The organism is Pseudomonas sp. JAI115 (assembly GCF_014200835.1).
In the GTDB taxonomy this organism is placed as follows: domain Bacteria; phylum Pseudomonadota; class Gammaproteobacteria; order Pseudomonadales; family Pseudomonadaceae; genus Aquipseudomonas; species Aquipseudomonas putida_A.
On sequence record NZ_JACHCY010000010.1, the window covers coordinates 139,253 to 159,557 of the forward strand.

The 20,305-nt window shown below is 58.7% G+C and carries 17 protein-coding genes and 2 tRNA genes; 1 reads left to right on the top strand and 18 read right to left on the bottom strand.

All coding sequences use genetic code 11. The features are described from left to right. Positions 1-180: 180 nt before the first annotated feature. The 3 genes from ampE to HDC30_RS20975 form a co-directional block, all read right to left on the bottom strand. Positions 181-1,020 carry a regulatory signaling modulator protein AmpE gene (ampE, locus tag HDC30_RS20965; RefSeq protein ID WP_183784699.1) on the bottom strand — a complete coding sequence of 280 codons (840 nt, stop codon included), beginning with the start codon at positions 1,018-1,020 and terminating at the stop codon, positions 181-183. Continuing rightward, on the bottom strand, positions 1,017-1,577 hold the full coding sequence (gene ampD / locus HDC30_RS20970; protein WP_003221563.1) for a 1,6-anhydro-N-acetylmuramyl-L-alanine amidase AmpD: 561 nt from the start codon (positions 1,575-1,577) through the stop codon (positions 1,017-1,019). The genes ampE and ampD overlap by 4 nt, the downstream gene beginning before the upstream one ends. 64 nt (positions 1,578-1,641) lie before the next feature. After that, positions 1,642-3,828 (bottom strand): DUF1631 domain-containing protein, encoded by a 2,187-nt coding sequence (locus HDC30_RS20975; RefSeq protein ID WP_183784701.1) that lies wholly within the window; start codon positions 3,826-3,828, stop codon positions 1,642-1,644. A 292-nt stretch (positions 3,829-4,120) separates the two neighbouring features. On the opposite strand from HDC30_RS20975, the gene nadC reads away from it, so the two are divergent. Further along, complete coding sequence (gene nadC, locus HDC30_RS20980) at positions 4,121-4,969, top strand: carboxylating nicotinate-nucleotide diphosphorylase (RefSeq protein ID WP_183784703.1); 849 nt, start codon at positions 4,121-4,123, stop codon at positions 4,967-4,969. Between the two features lie 51 nt (positions 4,970-5,020). Here nadC and HDC30_RS20985 read toward each other — a convergent pair whose 3' ends face one another. The 15 genes from HDC30_RS20985 to ftsH form a co-directional block, all read right to left on the bottom strand. Then, the gene (locus HDC30_RS20985) at positions 5,021-5,320 is read right to left on the bottom strand and encodes a DUF6388 family protein (RefSeq protein WP_027610784.1); all 300 of its coding nucleotides are present in this window, start codon (positions 5,318-5,320) and stop codon (positions 5,021-5,023) included. Positions 5,321-5,747: 427 nt separating this feature from the next. Next, entirely contained in the window at positions 5,748-7,853 is a 2,106-nt protein-coding gene (gene pnp / locus HDC30_RS20990; RefSeq protein WP_183784705.1) for a polyribonucleotide nucleotidyltransferase, read from the bottom strand. 193 nt (positions 7,854-8,046) lie between these two features. Next, a complete protein-coding gene (gene rpsO, locus HDC30_RS20995) occupies positions 8,047-8,316 on the bottom strand; it encodes a 30S ribosomal protein S15 (protein WP_003221553.1) in 270 nt (89 codons plus the stop codon). A gap of 115 nt (positions 8,317-8,431) precedes the next feature. Continuing rightward, positions 8,432-9,349 (bottom strand): tRNA pseudouridine(55) synthase TruB, encoded by a 918-nt coding sequence (gene truB, locus HDC30_RS21000; protein WP_024011571.1) that lies wholly within the window; start codon positions 9,347-9,349, stop codon positions 8,432-8,434. A 4-nt stretch (positions 9,350-9,353) separates the two neighbouring features. After that, positions 9,354-9,752, bottom strand: a complete 399-nt coding sequence (gene rbfA, locus HDC30_RS21005) for a 30S ribosome-binding factor RbfA (protein ID WP_047597925.1) — start codon at positions 9,750-9,752, stop codon at positions 9,354-9,356. Between the two features lie 160 nt (positions 9,753-9,912). Further along, complete coding sequence (gene infB / locus HDC30_RS21010) at positions 9,913-12,432, bottom strand: translation initiation factor IF-2 (RefSeq protein ID WP_027610783.1); 2,520 nt, start codon at positions 12,430-12,432, stop codon at positions 9,913-9,915. Positions 12,433-12,459: 27 nt separating this feature from the next. Next, positions 12,460-13,941 carry a transcription termination factor NusA gene (gene nusA, locus HDC30_RS21015; RefSeq protein WP_003221546.1) on the bottom strand — a complete coding sequence of 494 codons (1,482 nt, stop codon included), beginning with the start codon at positions 13,939-13,941 and terminating at the stop codon, positions 12,460-12,462. Between the two features lie 47 nt (positions 13,942-13,988). After that, entirely contained in the window at positions 13,989-14,447 is a 459-nt protein-coding gene (gene rimP / locus HDC30_RS21020; protein ID WP_007915250.1) for a ribosome maturation factor RimP, read from the bottom strand. A 138-nt stretch (positions 14,448-14,585) separates the two neighbouring features. Then, positions 14,586-14,662, bottom strand: a tRNA-Met gene (locus tag HDC30_RS21025). 97 nt (positions 14,663-14,759) lie between these two features. Then, positions 14,760-14,845: transfer RNA gene (locus HDC30_RS21030), tRNA-Leu, on the bottom strand. Between the two features lie 22 nt (positions 14,846-14,867). After that, positions 14,868-15,254 carry a preprotein translocase subunit SecG gene (gene secG / locus HDC30_RS21035; RefSeq protein ID WP_027610782.1) on the bottom strand — a complete coding sequence of 129 codons (387 nt, stop codon included), beginning with the start codon at positions 15,252-15,254 and terminating at the stop codon, positions 14,868-14,870. 4 nt (positions 15,255-15,258) lie between these two features. After that, entirely contained in the window at positions 15,259-16,014 is a 756-nt protein-coding gene (gene tpiA, locus HDC30_RS21040; RefSeq protein ID WP_008088336.1) for a triose-phosphate isomerase, read from the bottom strand. 65 nt (positions 16,015-16,079) lie between these two features. Then, the gene (gene glmM, locus HDC30_RS21045; protein WP_183784707.1) at positions 16,080-17,417 is read right to left on the bottom strand and encodes a phosphoglucosamine mutase; all 1,338 of its coding nucleotides are present in this window, start codon (positions 17,415-17,417) and stop codon (positions 16,080-16,082) included. Between the two features lie 16 nt (positions 17,418-17,433). Continuing rightward, positions 17,434-18,285, bottom strand: coding sequence for a dihydropteroate synthase (gene folP, locus HDC30_RS21050; RefSeq protein ID WP_183784710.1), 852 nt, complete (start codon positions 18,283-18,285; stop codon positions 17,434-17,436). Between the two features lie 8 nt (positions 18,286-18,293). Then, positions 18,294-20,201, bottom strand: coding sequence for an ATP-dependent zinc metalloprotease FtsH (gene ftsH, locus HDC30_RS21055; protein ID WP_027610779.1), 1,908 nt, complete (start codon positions 20,199-20,201; stop codon positions 18,294-18,296). Between the last annotated feature and the right edge of the window lie 104 nt (positions 20,202-20,305).

Sequence of the window (20,305 nt, forward strand, 5' to 3'; positions counted from 1 at the left end):
GCTCAAATCGGGGAGAGGTTTTGTAACTTAAGGTTAACGACTACGCTGCGCCGGTCACTGACCTGTGGCGAGGGGATTTATCCCCGATGGGCTGCGCAGCAGCCCCATTAAGATATTGGGGCCGCTGCGCGCCCCATCGGGGATAAATCCCCTCACCACAATGAATTTCACGGGCGAGTATCAGTGGATCAAGACTGTCCACAAGGCAAACCCGGCATACCACAGCACCGCCGCGCGCAGCAGCAGTTCCCACAGGCAGTCGAGGGTGTTGATGCCTTCAGGGCCGACTACCGGCGGCGGGATCTCACCCGCTACCAGCCCGACCTTGTTGATCAGCTGCGCGGCGCTGATGTTCCAGTTCAGCAGCTCATGCAACATCACCCGGCTGACCGCGACGAAATTGCCGACCAGAGCCAGACTGGCGGCGAGCAAGCGCACTGGCAACCAGTCAAAGGCGTGACGTAACTGTCCGGCACGTTCGGCGAGCGCCGGGTTCTGGCTGTGTTCTTCCGCCAATGCGAGCAAGCGATAAGCCAGCGCCGCGACCGGACCGAGCACGAAGTACCAGAAGATCACCGCGAAGAAACTTTGATAGGCCTGCCACAACAGGTGCCCTTGAACCCGATCCAGCAATTGCTCACCACTGTCGGCGCAAATATCCAGATCACGCTTGGCCACATGCGCGGCGGCTTGGAGGTCTTCACGGCGCCAGGCGTCACGAAACGGCCCGAGGCCGCCGAGCAGATCACCGCGCCCCAGCGCATAAATCACCACCAGCAAATGCACCGGCAGCGCCAGCAAGCCGTACGCGACGGGTTCCAGTACCACCAGCAACAAGGCAAGCAGCGCCACCGGCAGCAACACCAGAATCGTCAGCACCAGCCATGGTCGCTGGGCCAGGCGCGCGCTGGTTTCGAGTTTGTGCAGTTCGCGGATCCATCCGCCATCGCGTTGAACCCGATGGCGCAGGGCCGAGAATTTCTCGATCCAGACCGCCAGCAGTAACACCAGAAAACTCATTGTCCTTCCTCTTGTGCCAGGGCTGCGCGGTAACGCGCCCAGTCAAATGCCGGGCCAGGATCGGTCTTGCGCCCGGGTGCGATGTCGCTGTGCCCGCAGATACGGGCGCCGGTGATGGCCGGAAATGCTGTTTGCAGCTGACGCGTCAACGTGATCAGCGCCTGATACTGCGCATCGGTAAAGGGCAGATCATCGGTGCCTTCGAGCTCGATGCCCACGGAAAAATCGTTACAGGTTTCCCGGCCTTCGAACATCGACACGCCCGCATGCCACGCCCGCTCAAGACAGGAGACAAACTGGGTGACGCTGCCGTCACGTTCGATCAGAAAATGCGCCGAGACGCGCAGGTCGGCAATCCCTGCAAAATAGGGATGTTCAGTGACATCCAGACGATTCTGGAAAAATTCCTGCACCTTGCCGGTGGCGAACTGCGCCGGCGGCAGGCTGATGTTGTGGATCACCAACAAGGAGATTTCGCCCGCAGGGCGTTCATTGAAGTTGGGCGATGGGCAGACCTGTACCCCGTGACACCACCCGCTAGCGGGATCCAACTGCATACCGATTCCTTCAACGCCGACTGTGTTGGCGCCCAGTATGCCGTGATCGGCCCCCGGCGCGCGATCACTTGCCGCGATTGAGTCGCCGCAGATTGCCGAGCACCGATTCCAGCGCCCGATCGAACAGCAAGGTGTCATCCAGCGCCCGCACCGCGCCACGGCGGAACTCGAGGGCCAGATCGACGCGGCTGCGCTCCAGCACCTTCATCCCGGTGCGGTCGACGAACACGTATTTGCCGGTGGCTTCGATGATCGCTGCGAGCTTGCAGCGCAGGCTGTGCTCATCGTCTTCCTGGAACGCCACCCAACTGCCCAGGCGCAGTTGCTCCAACTGACGCAGCCCCGGGTCGTCATGCGCCAGGCCGCTGGCATTCACGTCGATCACGCCCTCGTCGGCGCTACGCAGGGTGATGTGCTGCGACACCTCCACCAATGCCGGCGCATCGGCCGGCGGCTGCTCGGTGAGAGGTTCAAGCACCCGCACATGCAGGGCTTCCAGCTCGCTGAAAAATTCGCTGGTGGCGAACGGATCAAACGCCGAACTGCTCAGGCCATCACGCAATGATTTGAGCAACCCTGGCACCAGCGCCAGCAACTGCAGACCGGCGTCCGCCTCGTCGTGACGCTGCACGCTCCAGATCAATTGCTCCATGGTCTGCACATCGGCCTGCCATTCAGCGCAGTGGTCGCCATGTTTGAGGCAAGTCAGCAGCAGCACTTTGCTCCACGCATCACGCACAAAGGTCACCACCGACGGCGGCAGGACTTTACCCAGCAACGCCTGGTTCAGCACATGCTCGACTCGCTGCCGAGCCAGTTCGGTTTTCGCCCGCCCTTCCTCGGCATCGCGCAAACGCTGTTCGAGCAATTCGCTGCGCCGCCGCTCATCACTGGTGAAGGCCAGGAAATCGGCGAGCAACTCGGAGAAAATCGCCGGGTCGTCGACGAAGTCACTCAACAGGCGCTGCACCACTTGTTCGATGCGCAGATACAGGCTGTCACGCGCCTCGCCATTGCAATCGCCCCAACCCATGGCGGCATCGGCGATTTCATTGAGCAGGCGCCGCGCCGGGTGGCTGCTGCGGCTGAAGAAACTTTTGTCGAGTACTGCCACCTTGAGCATCGGAATCTGCAAACGCGCGATCAACGCCTTGAGCGAATCCGGCAGGTTACGGTCTTCGAGGATGCAATCGAAGACCATGGCGATCAGGTTGATCACGTCTTCATCCGCGCCGTCGACGATGCGTGATTTGCCGCTCCTCACGCTGACCCGCGTCAGCAGCTGCTCAAGCTGATTGCGCAGATCGAAATCGTCCTGCGCCGCCAGCGCCGGGACGTATTGCTGCAAGTGTGAAAGCAGGCGCAGTAGATCACGGGTGCTGATCGGTTGCGCCGCCGCACTCGGCTCCAGGGTCGGCGCGACACTGCCGCGCACGTGCAGCAGCAGTTCCTGCAACGCGGCGAAGACTTCCTGCACGCCTTCGTCGGCGGGCGCGGGTTCGCCACTCTCTTCGCTGCTGATGCTTGCTGCCGCACGCTCGATTGCGCGGCGTGCGGGGGCCGGTTTCAACTCAGGCAACACGCCGGTGGCGACCAGCAATTGATTGGCTTCGGCATACAACTGCTCGGTATCGGCCAGCACATAGCGTTCGAACAGTTTGAGCAGGATCAGCTTGACCTTGATCTCCACGCCCAGGTTACGTCCGGCCTGCAGAAAGAACTCGCAGAGCATCGCCGGGCCGAGCGGGTTGTGTTGGTTATCGAAATCCTTGCCCAGCAACACGTTGAGGCGTGCGGTCAGTTGATCAAGAGCAAAGCCATCACGCTTGAGCACCCGCCCGACCATGGTCTCGACCGCCACGCTGCGCTCCATGTCATCGGTACGCGGTGCCGAATCCTCGAATATCAGCGTGCCGGGCAACGCGGGTTGCACGACTTCGTATTGAATCAGCGCGACAAAGGCTTCGAAGAATTGCTCGAGAAAACCCCGTTCGATGTTTTTGCGCTTGAGGCGCAGGTCGCGCATGGCTTCGAAAAAGATGTTCTGCTCGACGTCATTACGCGCCCGGTCAGCCATTTCGAACAGGGTGTCGTCTGCGTTATCGAACAATTCCTGCAAACCGTGGCGCAGTTGCTGGGCGGCCTTGTCGCGGACCTGAAGCAGAATCACAGGCAGGCGGGCGAGCGGCGAATGATTCGCCTGATCGGTAGCGGCCTTGTGCAAGGGCACTACATTCCCGTCGTTGTGCATCCAAGCCTCCTGAAACGGTGATTTCACTGGTCAGTTACAACACAGGTCCCTGTGGGAGCGGGAGACGTCAAAGCTATGACGTCAAATGCAAGGCGGATTATCTTGCAAAACTTGTCCCCGGCGCTATAGCCGTCAGGGTTTCCCCTATGCCAGCGACACCTTCCAGTGACCACGAAAAGCCGCGCTTTGCTCACAGGAAATCGACCAGTTGCAGTCAGGCACGCGCGTTCTCGCCTTGGGTTGGCTCTCGCCATGCCCCTATAATCGGCGCACTTAGTTTGTGGAGCCCGTTATGCCGAATCTACGTCTCGCCGATCTGACCGCCGAAATCGAAGCCAACGTGCGCCGTGCGTTGCTCGAAGATGTCGGCAGCGGCGACATCACCGCACAACTGATCCCGGCCGAACGTCTGGCCAAAGCCACCATCATCACTCGCGACGAGGCGGTTATCTGCGGCACGGCGTGGGTCGACACGGTGTTTCGCCAGCTCGATCCGCGCGTCGCGGTGCACTGGCAGGTACGGGACGGTGAACGGGTCAAACCCAACCAGCCGTTGTTTCATCTGGAGGGCCCGGCCCGTTCGTTGCTGACCGGCGAGCGCAGTGCGCTGAACTTCCTGCAACTGCTGTCCGGCGTGGCGACGCGCGCGCAGTACTTGGCGGACTTCGTGGTGCAGACCCAGGTCAAGCTGCTGGATACCCGCAAGACCCTGCCGGGCCTGCGTCTGGCGCAAAAATACGCAGTGACCTGCGGTGGTTGCCACAACCACCGCATCGGCCTTTACGACGCGTTCCTGATCAAGGAAAACCACATCGCCGCCAGCGGTGGCATCGCGCAGGCCATCGCCGCCGCGCACAAGATCGCGCCGGGCAAACCGGTGGAAGTCGAAGTGGAGAGCCTGGAAGAACTGAAGGAGGCGCTGACTGCCGGCGCCGACATCATCATGCTCGACGAACTGAGCCTGGACGACATGCGCGAAGCTGTCCGCTTGAACGGCGGCAATGCCAAACTGGAGGCCAGCGGCGGTATCAACGAAAGCACGCTGCTGCCGATCGCCGAAACCGGCGTGGATTACATCTCGATCGGGGCGATGACCAAGGACGTGAAGGCGGTGGACCTGTCGATGCGTCTGAGCCTCTGAGGCTGTCACGCCATAAAAAACGCCAGCCCGGTTGAGGCTGGCGTTTTTGTTTCAGACCACCAGATTGTTCATCTCGCAGTACTCGTCCCACTCGACGCCCAACACCTCGGCCGCCTCCTTGTGCAGCTCCAGGCGCTTGGCCTCAAACTCTTCAGGGGTGCTGGTGTACTTGAGCGTCAGCTCCCACGGCTGCAAGCCCTGGGCTTCGGCTTCGTCCTCGAATGCCCACTGGATCTGGTCTTTCTGATCATCAGGACTCAGGTCCTTGATCTCTTCTTTCAGGTCCGGGACGTCCTGAATGTATTTTTCCAGCGCTAGTGCGTGACGTTGCTCTTGAGTTAATTCGGTCATGGCGTTCTCGCTGATCGTAAGAATGGAGGATGGATCTGGATCATCAAGGATCTCTCTGACGCGGATTGTCCGGCCTTCGGAACCATTCGGGATCATCTGAAAACTGCTAAGCGATGCTCATGCAGGCACCGAATATAGGACGTTTGCATGACGAATTACACGGCTCTTTACATCTCTCGCACAAAAACTTTGACCTGGGAGACACAAATCGGGGAATGAGGAGGATGGTCGAGACAGGAATCGAACCTGCGACCTTCGCGTTACGAGTGCGCTGCTCTACCGGCTGAGCTACACGGGCGGTGGGCTAAACCTAGCACCGGTCTTGAAGTCCGGCAACTTCAAAGCCTGTCCCGGCATTTCGCAGACAAAAAAATGCCCCGCCGTTTTCACGGCGGGGCATTTTCATTGCGCTAAAGCTGTGGGCTGATTAAACGCCCGAAGCCTTGGCCGCTGCCACGTCTTTGATGGACAGCTTGATACGGCCGCGGTTGTCCACGTCCAGTACCAGCACTTCCACTTCCTGGCCTTCTTTCAGGATGTCGGTGACTTTCTCTACGCGAGCGTCGCTCAGCATCGAGATGTGCACCAGACCGTCCTTGCCCGGCAGGATGTTGACGAATGCGCCGAAGTCGACGATGCGTTCAACCTTGCCGACGTAGATCTTGCCGATCTCGGCTTCTGCAGTGATGCTCAGAACGCGCTGACGAGCAGCCTCTGCGGCATCCTTGGTTTCGCCGAAGATCTTGATCGAGCCGTCGTCTTCGATGTCGATCGAAGCCTTGGTTTCTTCGCAGATCGCACGGATGGTCGCGCCACCTTTACCGATAACGTCACGGATCTTGTCGGTGTCGATCTTCATCGCGATCATGGTCGGAGCGTTGGCCGACAGTTCGGTACGCGACTCGCCGATGATCTGGTTCATCTGGCCGAGGATGTTCAGGCGCGCTTCCAGGGCTTGGCCCAGAGCGATTTCCATGATCTCTTCGGTGATGCCCTTGATCTTGATGTCCATCTGCAGCGCAGTAACGCCTTTGGCGGTACCGGCTACTTTGAAGTCCATGTCGCCCAGGTGGTCTTCGTCACCGAGGATGTCGGTCAGGACGGCGAACTTCTCGCCTTCTTTAACCAGACCCATGGCGATACCGGCAACCGGTGCCTTCATTGGCACACCAGCGTCCATCAGGGCCAGGGAAGCGCCGCAAACGGAAGCCATCGAGCTCGAACCGTTGGATTCGGTGATTTCCGAAACCACACGGATGGTGTACGGGAACACGTCAGCGGCTGGCAGCATGGCCGAAACCGAACGACGGGCCAGACGGCCGTGACCGATTTCACGACGACCAGCGCCACCCATGCGACCACACTCGCCCACCGAGAACGGAGGGAAGTTGTAGTGCAGCATGAACGGGTCTTTTTTCTCGCCTTCCAGGGTGTCCAGCAGCTGTGCGTCGCGGGCAGTACCCAGCGTCGCGACTACCAGAGCCTGGGTTTCGCCACGGGTGAACAGCGCCGAACCGTGAGTCTTAGGCAGAACGCCGACTTCGATGTTCAGCGGACGTACGGTGCGGGTGTCGCGGCCGTCGATACGTGGCTTGCCGTTAACGATGTTTTCGCGAACGGTGCGGTATTCGATTTCGCCGAAAGCGGCTTTGACGTCAGCAGCAGAAGGCTGGCCTTCTTCGCCGGACAGCTTGGCAACGACCTGGTCTTTCAGCTCGCCCAGACGTGCGTAGCGGTCAGCCTTGACGGTGATGGTGTAAGCCTGGGAGATCGCTTCGCCGAACTCGGCACGGATCGCGCCCAGCAGTTCGGTGGCTTCTGGAGCAGGAGCCCAGGTCCAGGTTGGCTTGGCAGCTTCAGCGGCCAGTTCTTTGACGGCGTTGATCACCACCTGGAACTCGTCGTGAGCAAACAGTACCGCGCCCAGCATCTGGTCTTCGGTCAGCTCTTTGGCTTCCGATTCAACCATCAGTACGGCGTCGGAGGTGCCGGCAACGACCATGTCCAGGCTCGAAGCAGCTTGCTGCTCGTAGGTCGGGTTCAGCAGGTAGCCGGTGCTTTCGTGGAAAGCGACGCGAGCGGCGCCGATCGGGCCGTCGAACGGAATGCCCGAGATGGCCAGGGCAGCCGAGGTACCGATCATCGCAGCGATGTCCGGATCGGTCTTCTTGCTGGTGGAAACGACGGTGCAGACAACCTGCACTTCGTTCATGAAGCCTTCCGGGAACAGCGGACGGATCGGACGGTCGATCAGTCGGGAAGTCAGGGTTTCTTTCTCGGAAGGACGGCCTTCACGCTTGAAGAAACCGCCAGGGATCTTACCGGCAGCGTAAGTCTTTTCCTGGTAGTGAACGGACAGAGGGAAGAAGCCCTTGCCTGGGTCGGCTTGCTTGGCACCGACTACGGTCACCAATACGCTGACGTCGTCGTCAACGGTGACCAATACTGCGCCGGAGGCCTGACGGGCGATACGGCCAGTCTCGAGGGTAACGGTCGACTGACCGAACTGGAATTTTTTGATTACCGGGTTCACGGTGTCCTACCTTCTTTGTGGCTCTTGGGGGAACTGGTTTCTTGCGAAATTCTTGGGCAATGTCGGGAATCGGCCCGCTGACTGTCCGGGTAAAACGGTAGTGCAGATAAAACTTGAGGCTGGGAGCCTGCCAACCACCAGCGGAAAACCGCTGATGCCTGACAGACAACCAACCTCATAGCGCAATCGCTGATTAGCGACGCAGACCCAGGCGGCCGATCAGAGCGCTGTAACGGCTCAGATCTTTGCCTTTCAGGTAGTCCAGCAGCTTGCGACGCTGGTTTACCATGCGGATCAGACCACGACGGGAGTGGTGGTCTTTACCGTTGGCCTTGAAGTGACCTTGCAGTTTGTTGATGTTGGCGGTCAGCAGTGCAACTTGCACTTCTGGCGAACCAGTATCACCAACAGCTTGCTGGTAGTCGGCAACGATTTGAGCTTTTTCTTGAACGTCGAGAGCCATGAGGCAATCCTTTTATCAGGAAACTGTTTCAAAAACAGTTTCAACAGGCCAGGGACAAATCCCTGTATCTATAAATGAGTAGTGACCGTGCCTGTTAACAGCCACACTCGTTCGGTCATTCTGACCGAATCAGTCGACGCGGCGCGATGCGCCCGTCTTCGCTCACTTCACCGATACCGATGAAGCGACCATTGTGATCCTGTACCCGTACCATGCCGAACTTCGGAGCATCCGGGGCACGTACCGGCTGGCCGTTGAGCCAGTAGAACGCACTCGCTTCGGAGAAGTGCAGCAGCGGCCAATCCTGCAGGCCGCTGTCCGATGGCATCAGGAAGCGGTCGACCGCTTCGTTGCCGCCTTCGGCATGTACCGCTTCCAGCTCTTCGAGGGTCACGGTCTGCGCCAGGGTGAAAGGCCCGGCCTGGGTACGACGCAGTTCTGCGACGTACGCACCACAACCGAGTTGCTCACCGATATCCTCCACCAGGGTGCGGATATAGGTGCCCTTGCTGCAATCCACCGCAAGACGCGCAGTATCGCCTTCGAAGGCCAGCAATTCCAAGCGCGCAATAGTAACAGAACGCGGTTCGCGCTCCACTACTTCGCCTGCACGGGCCAGCTTGTACAGCGGCTGACCGTCACGCTTGAGTGCCGAGTACATCGGCGGTATCTGACTGATTTGCCCACGAAATTTCGGCAGAACCGCTTCGACATCGGCGCGACCAACGGTCACCGGGCGCTCCTGCAAAACCTCACCCTCGGCGTCCGCCGTGGTAGTGGTCTTGCCCAGTTGCGCCAGGGTTTCGTAACCCTTGTCGGAATCGAGCAGGTATTGCGAGAACTTCGTTGCCTCACCAAAGCACAGCGGCAAGACACCGGTGGCCAGCGGGTCGAGACTGCCGGTGTGACCGGCCTTCTCGGCGTTGAGCAACCAGCGAACCTTCTGCAACGCGGCGTTGGAGGTGAACCCCAGAGGCTTGTCGAGCAGGATGATACCGCTGACGTTACGACGGATACGTTTGACCTGAGCCACCGAATTACTCCTTGGTGTCTTCAGGTGCAGCGACCACGTGCTGATTGTCCTCAGCCACGGCGCGCTCGATCAGGGCCGACAGATGCGCGCCACGCACGACGCTTTCGTCGTAGTGGAAGTGCAATTGCGGCACGCTGCGCAGCTTCATTTCACGGGCCAGCTGCATGCGCAGGAAACCTGCGGCAGCGTTGAGCACCTTGATGCTTTGCGCGATGTCTTCAGCGTTGTCCTGCCCCATCACGGTGATGAAGATCTTCGCGTGACCGACGTCACGGCTGACTTCCACAGCGGTAATGGTGACCAGGCCGACGCGCGGATCTTTGACTTCACGACGGATCAGCTGGGCCAGCTCACGCTGCATCTGATCGCCGATACGTTGGGTACGGCTGTATTCTTTTGCCATGATTTTGTTACCTGTTACTGCCCCACGGTGAAACCCGCAAGGTCTGAAAGCGGCAAACGCCCGGCCTGACAAAAGCCAGACCGGGCGTTGCGTTTAGAGTCCTGACGCAGTGGCGCGCATCTGCATGCGGCGGCTCGGCGTGGCCCTTGAAGTACGCGAGTCAGAGGCTGCGAGCAACCTGAACCTTCTCGAAGACTTCGATCTTGTCACCGACTTTGACGTCGTTGTAGCTCTTCACGCCGATACCGCATTCCATGCCGGCACGTACTTCGGAAGCGTCATCCTTGAAGCGGCGCAGGGATTCCAGCTCGCCTTCGAAGATAACGATGTCTTCACGCAGTACACGGATCGGACGGTTACGGTGCACAACACCTTCGATCACCATGCAACCGGCGATCGCGCCAAACTTCGGCGAACGGAACACATCACGCACTTCGGCCACACCCAGGATGTTCTCGCGAACATCGCTGCCGAGCATGCCGGTCAGGGCTTTTTTGACGTCTTCGATGATGTCGTAGATCACGTTGTAGTAACGCATGTCCAGACCTTCCTGCTCGACGATCTTCCGTGCGCCAGCATCGGCACGCACGTTGAAGCCGAACAGTACAGCGTTGGAAGCCAGTGCCAGGTTGGCGTCGGATTCGGTGATACCACCGACACCGCCACCGACCACGCGCACTTGCACTTCGTCGTTGCCCAGGCCGTTCAGAGCGCCCTGCAAAGCTTCCAGCGAACCACGGACGTCGGATTTGAGGACGATGTTGAGCGTCTTCTTCTCTTCCTGGCCCATGTTTTCGAAGATGTTTTCCAGCTTGCCGGCGTGAGCGCGAGCCAGTTTGACTTCGCGGAACTTGCCTTGACGGAACAGAGCCACTTCACGGGCTTTCTTCTCGTCGGCAACCACGCTCATCTCGTCGCCAGCGTCCGGCGTACCGTCAAGACCCAGGATCTCGACCGGAATGGCCGGACCTGCTTCCTTGATCGGCTTGCCGTTCTCGTCGAGCATGGCGCGCACGCGGCCATAGTTCGAGCCGACCAGCACCATGTCGCCTTGACGCAGCGTACCGTCCTGAACCAGAACAGTGGCTACCGGGCCACGGCCCTTGTCCAGACGCGATTCAACGACTACACCACGGCCAGGAGCCGATGGAGTGGCGGTCAGTTCGAGTACTTCGGCCTGCAGCAGAACCGCTTCGAGCAGCTCGTCAACGCCGGTACCCATTTTCGCCGAGACCGGTACGAATGGAGTGTCGCCACCCCAGTCTTCGGAGGTCACGCCGTGAACCGACAGTTCGCTGCGGATGCGATCGAGGTCGGCACCCGGCTTGTCGATCTTGTTCACCGCAACCACCAGAGGAACGCCAGCCGCCTGAGCGTGCTGAACAGCCTCGATGGTTTGCGGCATCACGCCGTCGTCCGCCGCAACCACCAGGATCACGATGTCGGTCGCCTTGGCACCACGGGCACGCATTGCGGTAAACGCAGCGTGACCAGGGGTGTCGAGGAACGTCACCATGCCGCGGTCGGTTTCAACGTGGTACGCACCGATGTGCTGGGTAATGCCGCCGGCTTCGCCCGCTGCTACCTTGGCACGACGGATGTAGTCGAGCAGGGAAGTCTTACCGTGGTCAACGTGGCCCATTACGGTCACGACTGGCGCACGGGAAACTGCCTCACCTTCAAACTTCAGGGACTCGGCCAGGGAATCTTCCAGGGCGGTGTCGCTGACCAGGGTCACTTTGTGGCCCAGCTCTTCAGCTACCAGTTGAGCAGTTTCCTGATCGAGTACCTGGTTGATGGTCGCTGGAGTGCCCAGTTTGAACATGAACTTGATGATTTCAGCAGCCTTGACCGACATCTGCTGAGCGAGATCGCCAACAGTGATGGTCTCGCCGATCTTCACTTCACGCACGACAGGACCGGTAGGGTTCTGGAAACCGTGAGCGTTGCGTTTTTTCAGCTTGGCCTTGCCGCGACCACCACGACGGAAGCCATCGCTTTCTTCGTCGGTAGTGCGTGGCGCCACACGTGGAGCCGGCGCTTTTTCTTTGACCGATGCGCGATGCGGAGCGTTTTTGCGCTCGCCATCGCCACCACCGCCGCGACGATTGTTATCGTCGGCACGTGGCTTGTCCGGACGGCGCTGTTCGTCACGCTTGCGAGTGTCGGCAGCCGGCGCAGCAGCAACCGGCGCGGCATCGCGCACAGGCTCAGCGACTGGCGCAGGTGCTGCAACAGCTTCGGCAGGAGCGGACGGCGCAGCAGCAGGCTGGCGACGCGCTTCTTCTTCAGCGCGCTGCTTGGCTTCTTCTTCAGCCTTCTGACGAGCAGCATTTTCTACTGCGCGACGCTCTTCCAGTTCACGCTTGCGCTCGGCTTCGATTTCTTCCGGGCTACGCTGTACGAAAACTTTCTTCTTGCGAACTTCAACGCTGATGCTCTTGCTACCAGCCACACGCAGGGTGCTGGTGGTTTTACGCTGCAGCGTGATCTTGCGTGGTTCTTCCACTTTCGCCTTGTGGCTGCTCTTCAAGTGAGTCAGCAGGGATTGCTTCTCACTGTCAGTCACATTTTCTTCGGCGGCGGTGTGCGGCAGACCTGCCTCACGCATCTGCTGCAACAGGCGCTCTACCGGTGTTTTGACCTCATCGGCCAGTTGTTTCACCGTGACTTGCGTCATGCACTTCTCTCCTCAGGCCGCGCCTAATTACTCGAACCAGTGGGCTCGGGCGGCCATGATCAACTTGCCGGCACGATCATCGTCAATGCCGTCGATGTCGAGCAGGTCGTCAATAGACTGCTCGGCCAGGTCTTCGCGGGTAATTACGCCGCGCACCGCCAGTTCCATCGCCAAATCCTTGTCCATACCCTCAAGCGAGAGCAGGTCTTCGGCCGGATGGGCGTCTGCCAGCTTTTCCTCAGTAGCGATGGCTTTGGTCAACAAACGATCCTTGGCACGAGCGCGAAGCTCGTTGACGATATCTTCGTCAAAGCCGTCGATGTTGAGCATTTCTTCCAACGGTACGTAGGCAATCTCTTCCAGGCTGGTGAAGCCTTCATCAACCAGCACCTGAGCCAGTTCTTCGTCGACTTCCAGCTCGTCGATGAAGTTGCGCAGGATGTCGCCGGTTTCTGCTTGCTGCTTAGCCTGGATGTCCGATTCGGTCATCACGTTCAGGGTCCAGCCAGTCAACTGGCTCGCCAGACGCACGTTCTGACCACCTCGACCGATGGCCTGAGCCAGATTGTCTGCGCCAACGGCGATGTCCATTGCATGGGCATCCTCGTCAACGATAATGGCCGCCACTTCTGCCGGCGACATGGCATTGATCACGAACTGCGCCGGGTTATCGTCCCACAGGACGATATCGACACGCTCGCCACCCAACTCGCCCGACACGGCCTGGACGCGCGAACCGCGCATACCGATGCACGCGCCCTGCGGGTCGATGCGTTTGTCCTTGGAACGGACAGCGATCTTGGCACGCGAACCCGGATCACGGGACGCCGCCATGACTTCGATCAGGCCTTCAGCGATTTCCGGCACTTCGATACGGAACAGCTCGATCAGCATTTCCGGCGCGGTACGCGACAGGATCAGCTGCGGGCCGCGGTTCTCGGTGCGGATTTCCTTGAGCAGTGCACGCAGACGCACACCGACACGGAAGGTTTCGCGAGAAATGATGTCTTCACGGGCCAGCAACGCTTCGGCGTTGTTACCCAGATCGACGATCACATTGTCGCGGGTGACTTTCTTCACGGTGCCGGAGATGATTTCTCCCAGGCGCTCGCGATAGGCGTCGACCACTTGAGCGCGCTCGGCTTCACGCACTTTCTGCACGATGACCTGTTTGGCGGTCTGTGCTGCAATGCGGCCGAACTCGATGGATTCGATCTTTTCTTCGACGACGTCGCCGACCTTGGCGCCCGGATGCGTTTCGGCAACCTTGCTTGGCCAGGTTTCGATCGCAGGATCGTCGAGATCATTCTCTTCGACGACTGTCCAGCGACGGAAAGTCTCGTAGGAACCGGTGTGGCGATTAATTTCCACACGCAGGTCAACTTCGTCTTCAAAACGCTTTTTGGTAGCAGTGGCCAGAGCCAGCTCCAGCGCTTCAAAAATCACGCTTGCCGGTACGCCCTTTTCATTGGATACCGACTCAACAACCAGCAGTACTTCTTTGCTCATCGTACGCCTCGCCTTTCGCAAGCCATTGGATCCGCGGGATCCGCGTCTCAGTCAAAACTGGGAATAATGTTGGCCTTGTCGATCATATCGATCGGCAACAGGAATTCATGGTCATCTACCTGCACCACGACATCCTGTTCTTCTACACCGCGCAGAAGGCCCTGAAAGTTGCGTCGACCTTCAAAAGGCGAGCGCAGCTTGATCTTCACTTGTTCACCGGCAAATTTTGCAAACTGCTCAAGAGTGAACAGTGGGCGTTCCATGCCAGGCGAGGAAACTTCGAGGGTGTATTCAACGGAGATCGGATCTTCAACATCCAGGACACCGCTGATCTGACGGCTGACAATGGCGCAATCGTCCACCAGCACGCCACCCTCTTTATCGATATAAACGCGCAACATCGAGTGACGACCTTGAGCCGAAAACTCGATACCCCAGCATTCATAGCCTAGGGCCACGACCACCGGGGCCAACAAGGCCTGCAACTCTTCTAGCTTGCTCGACACCTGAACCCCCTCGTGCATGTAAATGCATGCGCTGCAAAATAAAAAAATGGGCGAAACGCCCATCCTTGAAACGCCGTCGAACATCGGCGTAGAAAGTGTCCAGCTAACAAAAAGCCCCTGAAAAGGGGCTCCTTAAACTGGTTGCGGGGGCCGGATTTGAACCGACGACCTTCGGGTTATGAGCCCGACGAGCTACCAGACTGCTCCACCCCGCGACAAAGCTGGGGCGGAAGTATACGACCGATCCCTTATAGGGTCAATGTAACCTTCCACCTGCAAGAAAGCCCGCAACAGCGGGCTCTCCTGACTAATTGGTACCGAGAAGGGGACTCGAACCCCTACACCCTATGGGCACAACCACCTCAAGGTTGCGTGTCTACCAATTCCACCACCTCGGCAAAACTACGTTTGAAACCCTTCTTACTTCTGCTCTTGAGCTGGAGGTACGTCAGTCGCTGGAGTAGCCGACTTTTGCTCTTGAAGCACCGGGACATCATCAGAAGCCGGTTGTTGTTGCTTAGGTACTTCCAACACTGCTGGATCTGGCAAACCTGCTTGAGTCAGCTGATGAGCCTTCTCTTTAGCAAAGTAACCTAACCCCAAGCTGGTTATGAAGAAACCGGCGGCAAGTATAGCAGTAAACTTACTAAGAAAGGTAGAGGAACCTTGGCTTCCGAACACAGTATTTGAAGCACCTGCTCCGAAAGACGCACCAGCGTCCGCACCCTTACCCTGCTGCAGCAAAACCAGAGCAACTACGCCCAATGCACCCAGCAGATGAAAAACGACTACGACTGTTTCCAGCATTTTTTCAGTTTCCCGCGGCGCGACAAATCGCACCGAACTCATCTGCATTCAGGGAAGCTCCACCAATGAGCCCCCCATCGATATCCGGCATGCCGAACAGTTCGACCGCATTGGCCGCCTTCACGCTGCCGCCGTATAGAAGCCGCACACCTCGTGCGACTTCAGAATTCTCTGCCGCCAACTGCTCGCGAATGGCTTTATGCACATCCTGAGCCTGTTGCGGCGTTGCAGTCAGTCCGGTACCAATGGCCCAGACAGGCTCGTAAGCAATGACTGCCTTGGCAAAGGCACCAACACCCAGCTCCTCGATGATGCTGCCCAGCTGACGCCCGACAACTTCAAGAGTTTTTCCGGCTTCGCGCTGCTCGAGGGTTTCCCCTACGCACAACACCGGAATCAAGCCACATGCCTGTGCCGCTGCGAACTTGCGATTCAGCATCCCGTCTCGCTCGCCCATTATCTGGCGGCGTTCGGAGTGCCCGACAAGTACCAGGGAACAACCTGCATCCACCAACTGACTCGGTGCAATTTCACCGGTCAATGCACCTTGCATGGATTCCACCGCAGAATTCTGCGCACCGACCGAAATCGATTTGCCTTTCAAGCCATCAATCACTTGATTGATATGCAAGCAAGGCGGGAATACCGCGACATCAACACCGCTTGGCAAGGCCAGATGACGAAGGCCGTTGATCAGCTCAGCGACGCTGGCGCGGGTACCGTGCATCTTCCAGTTACCAGCTACCATAGGGCGACGCATGCTGTACCTCGTCGGTCAAAGTGGGCGCAGATGTTACCCAACACAATCATGGCTGGCAAGCCGAATCAGGCAGAAACTTCACTTACCAGTTTTGCCAGTTCTTCGGCGTAGCTGCGAACCTGAGTTTCATCCTCACCTTCGACCATCACACGCACCAAAGGCTCTGTACCGGACTTGCGCAGAAGTACCCGGCCACGCCCCGCCATTGCCTGGGTGACACGCGCACTGGCTTCCTTGACCGCCGGATGCTCAAGCGGACTTTCACCGCCACCAAAACGCACATTGATCAGCACCTGAGGACACTTGCGCAAGGCCTGACGCGTTTGCGCAAGACCTTCATTGCGGGCCTTCAGTGCCATCAGCACCTGGAGCGCAGCAATGATCGCATCACCGGTGGTGGTGTGATTGAAGCAGACGATATGCCCCGAGTTTTCACCGCCTACCAGCCAGTCGCGCTCCAGCAGTTCGGCGATCACATAACGGTCACCGACATTGGCACGAATGAATGGTATCGAGAGCTCTGCCAGCGCGAGTTCAAGACCCAGGTTGCTCATCAGCGTACCGACTACGCCGCCCTGCAATTTGCCCCGCCCGTGCAGATCGCGCGCAATGATGAACAGCAACTCATCACCATCAACGATGGCGCCAGTGTGATCAACCATCAACACCCGATCACCGTCACCATCAAAGGCGATGCCCAGATCAGCGTGCTCGGCCAGAACCGCGGCCTGCAGCTGACCCATATGGGTCGAGCCGCAATTGTCATTGATGTTCAGACCGTTGGGCTGCGCCGACAGCACGACCACTTCAGCACCCAGCTCACGGAACACACTCGGAGCAACCTTGTAGGTCGCACCGTGCGCACAATCGATCACGATCTTCAAACCGGAAAAACTGGTACCGGTCGGCACACTGCTTTTGCAGAATTCGATGTAGCGGCCGGAGGCGTCATTGATGCGCGACACCTTGCCGATCTTGCTCGACTCAACCACAGTCATTGGGGTATCGAGCAGCTCTTCGATCATCAGCTCCAGCTCATCAGGCAGCTTTGTGCCCTTGCCGGAGAAAAACTTGATGCCGTTATCGTCATGCGGATTGTGCGAAGCACTGATCACGATCCCGGCTTCAGCCTGAAACGTGCGCGACAGATAGGCAATCGCCGGCGTCGGCATCGGACCGAGCAGCATCACGTCCGCACCAGCCGAGGTCAGGCCTGCTTCAAGTGCCGATTCGAACATGTAGCCAGAGATGCGCGTGTCCTTGCCGACCAGCACCTTGCAGGCGCCCATCTTGCGAAAGGCCATACCCGCCGCCCAGCCGAGCTTAAGCATGAAGTCAGGAGTGATCGGATATTCACCGACACGACCACGAATACCGTCAGTACCAAAGTATTTCTTGCTCATAAGTGCTCCATCATTCTTATTCGGCTGATTCCACGGCCGCGAGCATGCGCACCACGTCTACCGTTTCCGCCACATCATGGACGCGCAATATACGCGCTCCTTTAACCGACGCGAGTGCTGCGAGAGCCAGACCACCATAAAGACGCTCACCCACGGGGCGGTTCAATGCGTGGCCGATCATGCTTTTGCGTGAGACACCGACCAATAGCGGACGCCCCAGCGCATGCAGGGCTTCCATATGCTTGAACAAGCTTAGATTGTGCTGCAGGGTTTTCGCGAAACCGAAACCGGGATCAAGAATGATCCGTTCGGCAGGAATGCCCGCCGCCGCACATTGAGTCATGCGCTCTGCCAGAAACTCACCCACTTCCCGGGTAACGTCCTGATAGTGCGGATTGTCCTGCATGTCACCCGGCTCGCCGAGCATGTGCATCAGGCAGACCGGCAACCCGGTCGCGGCTGCGGCATCCAGCGCGCCATCGCGGCACAGCGAGCGCACATCATTGATCAACCCGGCACCCAGGCGCGCCGTTTCACGCATCACCGCTGGCGTCGAAGTATCGACCGAGATGACCACATCCAGCTCGCGATTGATCAACTCCACGATCGGAGCTACGCGCTCCAACTCTTCCAACGGCGAAACCGCTCGAGCGCCAGGCCGGGTCGATTCGCCGCCGACATCGATCAGCGTCGCACCAGCAGCCACCATGGCTTCGGCGTGACGCAAAGCCACGTCGAGCTGGTTGTACCGGCCACCGTCGGAAAAGGAATCGGGAGTGACATTGAGAATACCCATGACATGCGTCTGGGCCAAATCAAGAACCCGATTGCCGCAAGGCAACCGGGTCAGGGACTGTACAGAAGTCATTTCAAACCTTAAACGTCAGCAGCCGGACCGCCGATCGGTGTTTCCGGGCGCTCATCCTGAATCACTGGAGGCGGGGGCGTACCCGTGCCACCGGTCCAGTCACGCGGTTCGCGAGGCGTACGACCCGCCATGATGTCGTCTATCTGCTCGGCATCGATGGTTTCGTACTTCATCAGCGCATCAGCCATGGCATCCAGCTTGTCACGGTTGTCCGTGAGGATCTGCTTGGCCGTGCCGTAGCACTGGTCAATGATGCTGCGCACTTCGGAGTCGATCAGCTTGGCAGTCTCACCGGAGAAACTTGCATTCTGACCGCCACCACCGCGACCGAGGAACACTTCACCCTCTTCTTCGGCGTACATCAGCGGACCGAGCTTTTCCGACAGACCCCACTTGGTCACCATGTTCCGCGCAATCTGACTGGCACGCATGATGTCGTTGGAAGCGCCGGTGGTCACACCGTCGAAACCAAGGGTCATTTCTTCAGCGATACGACCACCGTACAGCGAGCAGATCTGACTGATCAACGCACGTTTGGACAGGCTGTAGCGATCTTCTTCCGGCAGGAACATGGTCACACCCAGCGCACGACCACGTGGAATGATCGAAACCTTGTAGACCGGATCATGCTCAGGTACGACGCGACCGACAATAGCGTGACCCGCTTCGTGATAAGCGGTGTTCTGCTTCTCTTTCTCGGACATGACCATCGATTTGCGCTCGGCGCCCATCATGATCTTGTCTTTGGCCAGCTCGAACTCTTTCATTTCGACGATGCGCTTGCCGCTGCGTGCAGCGAACAGCGACGCTTCGTTGACCAGGTTGGCCAGATCGGCACCAGAGAAGCCCGGGGTACCACGTGCGATAACGGCCGGGGCAACGTCGTCACCCATTGGCACTTTGCGCATGTGAACCTTGAGGATCTGCTCGCGACCACGGATATCCGGCAAACCTACAACGACCTGACGGTCGAAACGGCCCGGACGCAGCAGCGCAGGGTCGAGTACGTCAGGACGGTTGGTAGCGGCGATCACGATGATGCCGTCATTCATTTCAAAGCCATCCATCTCTACCAGCAACTGGTTGAGAGTTTGCTCACGCTCGTCGTGACCGCCGCCCATGCCGGCGCCACGGTGGCGACCGACGGCGTCGATTTCGTCGATGAAGATGATGCACGGCGCATGCTTCTTGGCCTGCTCGAACATGTCGCGAACGCGGCTTGCACCAACACCCACGAACATTTCAACGAAGTCGGAACCGGAAATAGTGAAGAACGGAACCTTCGCTTCGCCGGCAATCGCCTTGGCCAGCAAGGTTTTACCGGTACCCGGAGGGCCGACCATCAATACGCCGCGAGGAATACGACCACCCAGGCGCTGGAACTTGCCCGGATCACGCAGGAACTCAACCAGTTCGCCGACCTCTTCCTTGGCTTCGTCGCAACCTGCAACGTCAGCCAAGGTGGTTTTCACCTGGTCTTCGGAAAGCAGGCGTGCCTTGCTCTTGCCGAAGCTCATCGGTCCGCCCTTGCCGCCAGCACCGCCCTGCATCTGGCGCATGAAGAACATGAACACCGCGATGATCACCAGGATCGGGAAGCTCGCCACCAGGAGTTGAGTCCAGATGCTTTGCTGTTCAGGCTGCTTGCCCTCAACCACAACGTGGTTGTCGACCAGGTCGCCGATCAGGCCATTGTCCTGGATCGCCGGACGAATGGTCTTGAAGCTGTCGCCATCGTTGCGCTTGCCGGTAATCACATAGCCGTCAACGGCTACGCGCTCGACCTTGCCATCCTTGACCTGCTGGATGAAGTCGGAATAGTTGAGGGTCTGCGGCTCGTTAGGGCTGGAGAAGTTGTTCATCACCGTCACGAGGACTGCCGCGATGATCAACCACAGGATCAGATTCTTTGCCATATCGTTCAATTAACTACCCTCTGAAGCAAGCTCCGCTACTGGCGCGCGCTTCGCATGATATTCACCGGCCTAACTTACTACATTACCTACAACTCTGGCAGGCG